This window comes from Ligilactobacillus salitolerans (genome assembly GCF_003864415.1).
GTDB lineage: Bacteria > Bacillota > Bacilli > Lactobacillales > Lactobacillaceae > Ligilactobacillus > Ligilactobacillus salitolerans.
Map to the genome: position 1 here is coordinate 4,784 of NZ_BFFP01000062.1, position 2,676 is coordinate 7,459.

Annotated in this window: 1 protein-coding gene, 1 tRNA gene and 1 pseudogene; 2 read left to right on the plus strand and 1 reads right to left on the minus strand. The window is 38.9% G+C overall.

What is annotated here, in order from left to right:
- Nucleotides 1-197 (plus strand): annotated as a pseudogene (locus LFYK43_RS12635) (hypothetical protein); the annotation flags it as partial.
- A 306-nt stretch (nt 198-503) separates the two neighbouring features.
- Here LFYK43_RS12635 and LFYK43_RS11725 read toward each other — a convergent pair.
- Nucleotides 504-591: transfer RNA gene (locus LFYK43_RS11725), tRNA-Ser, on the minus strand.
- Between the two features lie 175 nt (nt 592-766).
- Here LFYK43_RS11725 and LFYK43_RS11730 point away from each other — a divergent pair.
- A complete protein-coding gene (locus tag LFYK43_RS11730; RefSeq protein WP_124978507.1) occupies nt 767-2,059 on the plus strand; it encodes a Y-family DNA polymerase in 1,293 nt (430 codons plus the stop codon).
- Nucleotides 2,060-2,676: the final 617 nt, after the last annotated feature.

Consider the following 2,676-nt stretch of genomic DNA (forward strand, 5'->3'; position numbering starts at 1 on the left):
AATTAAAATCAGGTTACTTATTAGTTGCTAAAGATAGTGGAAAGCCTATAGTTCCGGCTAAATTTGAATATAAAAAATGGGGACATTCAGAACTAATTATAGGTGAACCTTATCATGTTTCGAAAACTACGAAATTAAATAAAAAAGCAAGAGAAACATATAATAGTAACCTTGAGGCCAAATTTGCAACTCTGTAAATGTAAAAAATGTATAGATTATCGTCTTTTTTGCTAAATGATGATGTGCTGACGAGAATATTGCAGACGAAGAACGCATCGGAGTTTGGCTTCTAGATCATGCTAAAGATGGAGTACCAAGAACCAGAAAGAAATAACTTTGGAATTGAAGATTGAAATGCAGCCCCGAGTGATCGGGGCTATTTTTGTGCACAAAATGTGCACGCGAATTCTTTTATTTGCCTTTATTTGCCTTTAATAGAAAAATAAAAAGCCCACAAAAACAACGTTTGTGGGCTTTTTACATTTAATTAAAACTATATAATAAGGAGAGTACAGGATTTGAACCTGCGCGCCGGTATTAGCCGGTTCGCCGGATTTCGAGTCCGGTGCATTACCACTCTGCCAACTCTCCACAACAGAAGCTATTATAACAAACATTAAATATCATGACAATATAAATTTTAACTGTAAGGACTTTTTGACAATGAACATAGGGGACTGACGCTGAAAAATGAATATTTGAGTTTACAAAGCAAACGTGAGTTCATATAATATAGATATAGAACTTATGTTTGGGAGTGGCTATTATGGATTATGCTAAAGAACCGCACGGAGTTTTTTTCCTGATTGATAATAAATCATTTTATGCCAGTGTTGAGTGTGTTCAACGCGGGTTAGATCCGTTAAGCACACCGCTAGTTGTTTTATCCGAGCAAGAAAACACTAATGGTGGTTTGATCTTGGCTGCTTCACCAATGGCCAAAAAGTTGTATGGCATTAGCAATGTTAGCCGTCAGCGGGACCTTCCCAAAAATAAAAACTTACTGATAGTTCCGCCACGCATGAACCTGTATATTGAAAAAAATTTGGAGATCAATCAAATTTTTCGCCGCTATGCGCATGAATGTGTTCCATATTCAATTGACGAAACGATCCTCGACTTGACTTTTTCTTGGCATTTATTTGGCTCCTCACCAAGTATAGTTGCGAAGCGGATCCAAGCAGACGTCCATCGCCAATTGGGCTTATATACAACGGTCGGGATCGGCGAAAATCCTCTGCAGGCTAAGTTGGCCTTGGATATTTTAGCTAAACACAGCGCCAACTTACGTGGAAAATTAAGTTATGCTGATTTTGCTGATAAAATTTGGCCAATTACTGAATTGAGTCAGGTTTGGAGTATTGGCCATCGGACGGAAGACCATTTGCATAGAATTGGGATTCGCTCAATAGGAGATCTAGCACATACTGCACCACCGATTTTAAAAAAAGAAATGGGAGTGATCGGTCTTCAACTGTTGGCTCTAGCTTGGGGAATCGACCGCACCGACTTGGGCAGACCGGTTAAAGTTAAAAATGACAGTTTAGGGAACTCCCAGGTTTTGCCCCGCGATTATCGGCAAAAAGAGGAAATCGAAGTCGTTATCCAGGAAATCGGAGAACAGGTTGCGGCTCGGCTGAGAAAACGTGGCAAACAAACTGCTTGTGTCAGTCTGAGTATAGGTTTTTCTTATACTGCTGCTGAAGAAACAGGACGCAGGGGCTTTGCGCACCAGTTAAAAATTGATCCAACTAATGACAATAGGAAACTTAATTCTTATTTACTGCGCTTATTCAGAGAGAATTGGCAGGGTGAATCGATCAGAAATATTGCTGTTGGTTTTGGTCAACTAATAACAACACAAAATCTGCAGTTAAATCTATTTTATTCTGTTCAAAAACAAGAAAAACACCTGACGCTTGAAAAAACGCTGGATGATATTAGAAATGAATTTGGCACGACAGCACTTTTTTTGGCTCATAGTTTAAAGAAGGGCGGAACAATGCTGCAACGGGCAGGTTTAGTTGGCGGGCATAACGGAGGAAATTCCTTTAGTTAAAGCTGCGAAAAGAAGTAGTTAATTATTTGTAACATTTCTGTTATGGAATTCTTAAGGAGGAAGGTCTATACTATCACCATAGTCATTGAAGAAAGGCAGCCAGTAATTTAGTCATTATTCACATATTTTAGCTGCTTAGATGACTATACACATATATAATCTGTTCTTCCTGTCGCTTTGGTGACGGGATTTTTTTATGTTCAAGGTCAAATAGATCTATCGTAGGCAAGCAAAAATAAAATTTTAGCTATTATTAATGAGGACAATCTTTTTGCTCAAAAAAAACTGCTCAGAAACTTTACAAATCCTGTTGTGACGGGGTATTTAGTACAGTGCAAAACGATTAAATCCATTTATTTGAAAAAGGGTTGTCGGGAAAAAGTGTCTGTGCTATAATAATTTTGTTGACATCAAAGGATACTCCTTTGAATGACAACTATTTAATTTGTCCCCCTAAACAAATTAATACAACCCCTAAGGCCTTGCTCCTATATGGAGTAGGGTTTTTTTGGTGCGCCCGGCATGGGCAGTAACTAGGCGGGGTGAGTCCGCTGTGAGCCGTAGTGGTCGGTATCACAAGTCGAAGGCAAGGGTGTCTATTGCGAGGTAGAATCTGA